The sequence below is a fragment of the Streptomyces sp. NPDC059456 genome, assembly GCF_042750055.1.
GTDB lineage: Bacteria > Actinomycetota > Actinomycetes > Streptomycetales > Streptomycetaceae > Streptomyces.
This window is the reverse complement of the sequence record NZ_JBHYVA010000586.1, coordinates 1-5,504: the sequence shown is the minus strand read 5'-3', so window position 1 is coordinate 5,504 and position 5,504 is coordinate 1. Positions and strand designations below refer to the sequence as shown.

3 protein-coding genes are annotated in these 5,504 nt (G+C 75.7%); 2 read left to right on the top strand and 1 reads right to left on the bottom strand.

Annotation, left to right across the window (positions count from 1 at the left end; all coding sequences use genetic code 11):
• Positions 1-2,943: YbhN family protein (locus tag ACFXA3_RS34060; RefSeq protein WP_385193315.1), on the bottom strand; the 2,943-nt coding region annotated here is incomplete at its 3' end.
• Between the two features lie 98 nt (positions 2,944-3,041).
• On the opposite strand from ACFXA3_RS34060, the gene ACFXA3_RS34055 reads away from it, so the two are divergent.
• Together ACFXA3_RS34055 and ACFXA3_RS34050 are read left to right on the top strand one after the other, a co-directional pair.
• On the top strand, positions 3,042-3,410 hold the full coding sequence (locus ACFXA3_RS34055; RefSeq protein ID WP_385193320.1) for an MGMT family protein: 369 nt from the start codon (positions 3,042-3,044) through the stop codon (positions 3,408-3,410).
• A 237-nt stretch (positions 3,411-3,647) separates the two neighbouring features.
• Positions 3,648-5,504 (top strand): ATP-dependent helicase (locus ACFXA3_RS34050; RefSeq protein ID WP_385193318.1); only part of this gene is annotated, 1,857 nt, incomplete at its 3' end.

Genomic DNA, 5,504 nt, shown 5'->3' with positions numbered 1-5,504 from the left:
GCCCAGCCCGGGACGAACGCCGTATGCGCGAGGATCGCAGCCCCGAGCAGGGCGTGGGGGGGGGGGCCGGGGGGGCGCCGCGGGCCGGCCGGCCGCCCCCCCGCGCGCCGCCCGGCGGGGGGCCCCCCCCGCCGAGCCCAGTGCGTTGCCCGCCAGGAACACCACCGCGATGCTCGCGTAGCTGATGGCCTGGCCGCCGCCGAACGCCCGGATCGAGGCGTCGAGGCACATCACGAAGCAGCCCGTCAGCAGCAGCATCCCGCCGATGCCCGTCATCAGCTTCTGCGGCCGCTGGAGCACGTCCAGCATGCGCGGCACCACACCCGCGAACAGGGCCCGCACCCGCGTCACCACGAACTTCCGCAGGAACGGCACCGCCGTCACCACCAGCACCAGCACGGCCACCGTCAGCAGACCCGCGATGACCGTCCGGGACGGGGTCATCTCCGGGGTCTTCTCGGTGCCCGTCAGATAGCCGAAGGCCAGCAGCAGCAGGATGTGGCTCGCCAGTCCGAACAGCTGCGAGGCGCCGACGCTCGCCACCGCCAGCCCCGGCCGGATCCCGGCCCGCTGGAGGAACCGCGTGTTCAGCGCGACACCGCCGACCGCCGCCGGTGCCACCAGCTTCACGAAGGACCCCGCCACCTGTGCGACCACCGTCCGCAGGAACGACACCCGCTCGGGTACGAACCCCAGCAGGCTCATCGCCGCCGCGAAGTACGTCAGCGCCGAGAAGGCCAGCGCGGCCCCCACCCAGCCCCACTGCGCCTGGCCGACGACCGTCGCGAAGTCCACGTGTGCCAGCTGCGTGAGCAGGAAGTACGCACCGAACGCGCCCGCGATGAACGACACCAGCGTGCGGGGCCGGATCCGCTCCAGCCGGGCCGGCTCCACCGGCGCCTGCGGGCGGATCAGCAGCACCTGCTGGCGGATCTGGCTCAGCAGATCCTCCTCGCGGGCCCCGTCGAGGGCGTCGTCGAGCGCCTTCTTCTCGGCCTTCTTCTCCGCGGCCGTGGACGTCGCCGACTTGGCTCCGGCCGATTTGGCACCCGCCTCGCGAGCCGCCTTCGCCGCCCGCGAGGACTCCAGTACGGCCTCCCGCTGCCGGTCGGCCCGCTCCCGGGCCAGCCTGCGCAAGGTCGCCCGGGTGGAGCGGCTCAGCGCGATCGGCTGGAGCAGCGGAAGGCAGTCCGCCACGGCGTCCGGCCCGAGCACCGACACCGCCGAGGCCACCGCCCGCTCGGCGCCGACCCGCAGGCCGAGCGTGGTCAGCAGCTGGGCGATGTCCATCCGCAGCACCAGGTCGCCGGCCGCGATCTCGCCGCCGCGCAGGTCGGTGAGGACGACGTTGCCGGAACGATCCACCACGAGCGCGTCACCGGTGAGCCGCCGGTGGGCGATCCGCCGCGACTGCAGGGCCCGTACCTGCTTCCACGTGCTGCGCGTCAGGTCGTCGGTGATCTCCTCGTCGGCGAGCGCGTCGAGCGGCCGGCCGTCCAGGTGCTCGTACACGAGCATCACGGCGTCCGGGCCGAGCTCGGACGTGGCGATCAGCTTCGGCGCGTTCGCCCCGGCCGCGATGGCGGCGTACGCGAGCAGCGCCTCCTGCTCCAGGGCCTGGCGCAGCGACTGGAGACTGCGCCGCGTGGTGATGCCGCGCAGGGTGAGCCGGCGCCAGACCCGGTAGAAGAACCCGTGGGCCTGCTGTTCGCGGTCGACGACGGTGACGTCGAGCGGCGGACCGTCCTCCAGGGTGACGTGGTAGCGGCGGCCCCGGTCGCTGACCTCCGAGGGGTCGGCGCCGTCCGGGAGCTCCGCGCGCATGGCGCTGACCGGCTTGAAACCGACCCGGCGCAGGCCGGCGAGGAGGGTCTGCCCCGTGGGGCGGACGTTCGGCGAGCCGACGGCGTACAGGGTCCCGTACGCGACGCTCCAGCCGATCAGCACGGTGAGGATGATCGAGAACGGGGTGGTGTACCCGCTGACCAGCATGGCGAACGCATCGAGCAGCAGGACCACCCACAGCGCGACCCGCCAGCGCGGCCTGCGGGTCATGCCGACGGCGGTCATGTACGCGATGACGGGCGCGAGGTAGCCGTGCACCGGGTCGGTGAGGGGGCCGCCGACGCTGGTGGGACGGGTGAGGGCCTCCTGGATGGTGCCGGAGGCGGCCTGGGAGACCCACAGGTCGGTGGCCAGCGTCACGCCGTGGGCGAGGACGGCGGCGAGCACGCCGTCGGCGATGCGCAGCCCGTCCCGTTTGATCAGCCGCTCGATGGCGAAGGCGACGGGTACGAGCAGCACGGCGATGCTGGACACCAGCCCGGCGACCTTGATCAGCAGGTCGGGCGCGGCGCCGGTGCCCTGGCTGATGTCGGCTTCGAGGCCGGCGGTGGTGCGGTGTGCGAAGGCGGCGATGCCGAGGACGACGGCGATGCCGAGGACGCCGACGAGCAGGCGTACGAGGTCGGACGGCCGGTGGACGCGGGCGGCGAGCAGCGGCTCGTCGACCTCGACCTGGTCGGCGCACGCGGAGGCGTGCCCGTGCGGCACGCCGGCTTCGGGCCCGGCCCCGCCGGCTTCGGGCCCGACCGCGGGCTCCTTCCCGGCTCCGGGTTCGGCCCCGGCTCGGGGTTCGTCCCCGGCCCCGGGCTCGGCCCCGGACGCGGCCCGGGCCCGGGGTTCGGCCGGGGCTCCGTCCGCGGGCTCGGCTGCGGTGCCGGCGTCCGGCCCGGCCGCGGCCGCGGCCTCGGGCACGGGTTCGGGCGCGGGCGCGGGCTCGGGGACGGCCCCCGTCCCGTGCCCGGGCTCGTCGGGGAGCTTCCCCGGCCCCGGCCCGGGGTACGGGTCCGGGCGCGTGCCGTCGTCCTCAGCCGCGCCGTCCGGAGGGCTCACACCCTGCTCCTTCGTCGTCACTTCCGTCTCTTCTTGATCACGTATCACCAGTCACCGCCCGGAAGATGGTGGCACGGACCGACGTGCGGGCGGGGCATCAGGGTGCGTGCCGGTACGGAAGGAAACCTTCCGGGAACCAGTCCGTGATGTACGGCACCATGGGCGCAATGAGCGAAGAGCTGCCCGCGTACGCGGAGCGCGTGCTGGATGCGGCCGAGCGGATTCCGCCCGGCCGGGTGATGACGTACGGGGACGTCGCCGAATGGCTCGGAGAGGGCGGACCGCGTCAAGTCGGGCGCGTGATGGCCCTGTACGGGGGAGCCGTGCCCTGGTGGCGGGTGGTCCGGGCCGACGGCAGGCCGCTGCCCGGCAGCGAGCACCGGGCGCTGGAGCACTACCGCGCGGAGGCCACCCCGCTGCGTCTGACGGCCGACGGCGAGGCCCGGCTGAACATGCCGCGGGCGCGCTGGGACGGCCGGGACGAGCACGCCGCACGGGACGAGGGTCACATCTGACAGCTTCGGCCATGCGGGGCCGCCGCGGGCGGTCGGGCCCCCGTACGAAGGCCCGTACGGGGGACGGCCACGAAGCCGTGTGCGGGGCCGGGTGCGGGGCCGGTTCCGGGAAGCGGCGGGCTCCCCGCCGGCCTCCCGGGCCCCACCTCGGGGAACTGCGCGCCACCCGCCGGTTGCCGTAGCGTTGCCTCTTCGGCCGCAGCAACCGCAGACCCACCAGGACCGGCACCCCACGTGATCACCTCTCCATCCGACCGCTCCGAGCGGCGGCGTACGCGGACCCCTGACGCGTACCGCCTCGTGCGCACCGGGCCGCAGCGGGTGGATCCCCCTGTTCTGGACGCAGCGCAGCAGGCGGTGGTTGATCACACCGGCGGCCCGCTTCTCGTCCTGGCCGGACCCGGCACCGGGAAGACGACCACCCTCGTCGAGGCGGCCGCGGCGCACGTCGAGGCCGGGGTGGACCCCGCCCGGATCCTGATCCTCACCTTCAGCCGCAAGGCGGCGGTGGAACTGCGCGACCGGGCCGCCCTGCGGCTCGGCGGGGCGCGCGCCCCGCAGGCCACCACCTTCCACTCCTTCTGCTACGGACTCGTCCGCGCCCACCAGGACACCGACCTGTTCGCCGATCCGCTGCGGCTGCTGTCCGGCCCGGAGCAGGACGTCATGGTCCGGACCCTGCTGGAGGGACAGCGGCAGATCCGGTCCATCCGCTGGCCGGACGACCTGCGGGCGGCGCTCACCACGCGCGGGTTCGCCGACGAGGTCCGCGCCGTCCTCGCCCGCGCCCGCGAACTGGGCCTCGGCCCGACGGCGCTCGACGCGTTCGCGACCCGGCTGGGCCGCCCGGACTGGAAGGCGGCGGCCGCGTTCCTCTCCGAGTACCTGGACGTCCTGGACATGCAGGGCACGCTGGACTACGCCGAGCTCGTGCACCGGGCGGTACTGCTGGCCGAGCGCACCCCCTCCCTCGCCTCGGCCTACGACGTGATCTACGTGGACGAGTACCAGGACACGGACGCCTCCCAGCTGCGGCTGCTGCGGGCCCTGGCGGGGCCGGCGGGCACGCTCGTCGCCTTCGGCGACCCGGACCAGTCGATCTACGCCTTCCGCGGCGCCGACATCAACAACATCCTGGACTTCGAGTCCTCCTTCCCGGGCGCGGCGGTCCACGCGCTGACGGTGGGCCGCCGCTCCGGGGCGAACCTCCTCGCGGCGACCCGGCTGCTGACTACCCGGATGCCGGTCCCGCGCCTGCCCGCGGCGGCCGTCCGCGCACACCGCGGCCTGGAGCCGACGCGGGACGGCGGCCGGGTGGAGGTCTTCACGTACCCGACGGCCGGCGCCGAGCTCGACAACATCGCCGACATCCTGCGCCGCGCGCACCTGGAGGACGGCGTGCCGTGGCAGGACATGGCCGTCCTGGTCCGCTCCGGCGGCCGCACCCTCCCGGCGATGCGCCGCGCCCTGATCTCGGCGGGAGTCCCGGCGGAAACGGACGGCACGGACACCCCGCTGCGCCACGAACCGGCGATAGCCCCCCTCCTCACCGCCCTCCGCACGGCCGCGACCCCCCTCCCCGCAGCCGAAGGCTCCGCCCGGCCCGAAGCCCCCGCCGAAACCGCCCCGGCGGCCACGACCGCGGCCCCCGAGGCGGCCGAGCCCGAGCCCGAGCCCGACTCCGAGCCCGACGTCGAGTCCGAGCCCGAGGCCGAGCCCGAGGCCGAGCCCGACTCCGACTCCGAGTCCGAGCCCGACGTCGAGTCCGAGGCCGTCCCGGCCGCCCCCGGCGCAGAGGTCCCGGGCCCCCGGTCGGCCGCGGCCGCCGACGCAGATCCCGGCCTGCCCGGCCCGCGACGGGCCCCCGGGGCCGACCCGGCGGCCACGACCGCGGCCCCCGGGGCGGCCGAGCCCGAGCCCGACGTCGAGCCCGAGCCCGACTCCGAGTGCGAGGCCGAGCCCGACTTCGAGGCCGACCCGGTCGCCGGTGGCGAGGTCCCCGGCGGCTCCGGCCTGCCCGGGCAGCGGCGCGGTGGTGGCTCCGCCGACGCCCCCCCGTCGGCCGCGGCCGTCGCGCCCCAGTCCGGGGCGCGC